Raw genomic sequence first — 1,265 nt, 5'->3', positions numbered from 1 at the left:
CGCGCTGGCCGCGGGACGAGCGCCCGGCCCGCCCGGAGGGGCCCCGGCTGGACCGGCTGCGGGCCCTGGTGGCGGCCGGCCGGGACCCGCAGTACGCGGCCGCGGAGGCCGAGCGCACGGGCCCGCGCGGAGCGCCGGGAACGCCCGCCGCCGCGCCCCGGAGCCCGTTGGTGCGCCCAACCTGCCTTCCGGTGCCGAACTCCGGACAGGCGCATGGCACGCTATAGGGGTTCGGGTTTTGAGCGTTTGAGCGTACGGACGGTACGCGCCGTAGGGAACAAGGAGCGGTCAGGTGCAGCGCTGGCGTGGCCTGGAGGAGATCCCCGATGACTGGGGACGCAGCGTCGTCACCATCGGCTCGTTCGACGGGGTCCACCGCGGACACCAGCTGATCATCAACCGGGTGGTCGAGCGCGCCCGTGAGCGGGGCGTCCGCTCGGTGGTGGTCACGTTCGACCCGCACCCGAGCGAGGTGGTCCGCCCCGGCAGCCACCCGCCGCTGCTCGCCCCGCAGCCGCGCCGGGCGGAGCTCATCGAGGAGCTGGGCGTGGACGCCGTGCTGGTGCTCCCGTTCACCACCGAGTTCTCCAAGGAGTCGCCGGAGGAGTTCTTCCGGCAGGTGCTGGTGGACGCGCTGCACGCCTGCCTGGTCGTCGAGGGGCCGAACTTCCGCTTCGGTCACAGGGCGGCGGGCGACGTCGGACTGCTGGCCGAGCTGGGCCGGGCCGCGGACTGCGGCGTCGAGGTGGTCGACCTCCAGGTGAGCGGCTCGGCGGGGGACGGCGAGCCGTTCTCCTCGACGCTGACCCGCCGGCTGGTCGGGACCGGCGACGTGGCCGGGGCGGCGGAGGTGCTGGGCCGCCCGCACCGGGTGGAGGGCGTGGTGGTGCGCGGCGCGCAGCGCGGCCGGGAGCTGGGCTACCCGACCGCCAACGTGGAGACCGTGCCGCACAGCGCGATCCCGGCCGACGGCGTGTACGCGGGCTGGCTGACGGCCGATGGCGAGCGGATGCCGGCCGCGATCTCGGTGGGCACCAACCCGACCTTCGACGGCACCGCGCGCACCGTCGAGGCGTACGCCATCGACCGGGTCGGCCTGGACCTCTACGGGCTGCACGTGGCGGTGGAGTTCCTGGTCTACCTGCGCGGGATGGAGAAGTTCGACTCCATCGATGCGCTGCTGGACCGGATGGCCGACGACGTGAAGCGCGCCCGCGAGCTGACCGAGACGGGCTGACCCCGGCTCCGCCGTACGGACGAGGGGC

The 1,265-nt window shown here is 74.6% G+C and carries 1 protein-coding gene; it reads left to right on the top strand.

What is annotated here, in order from left to right:
* The first annotated feature begins 292 nt into the window (after positions 1–292).
* On the top strand, positions 293–1,237 hold the full coding sequence (locus ABD308_RS27605; protein ID WP_344339980.1) for a bifunctional riboflavin kinase/FAD synthetase: 945 nt from the start codon (positions 293–295) through the stop codon (positions 1,235–1,237).
* Positions 1,238–1,265 lie beyond the last annotated feature (28 nt).

The organism is Kitasatospora putterlickiae (genome assembly GCF_039527695.1).
Lineage (GTDB): Bacteria > Actinomycetota > Actinomycetes > Streptomycetales > Streptomycetaceae > Kitasatospora > Kitasatospora putterlickiae.
This window is presented reverse-complemented; position numbering and strand designations above follow the sequence as displayed.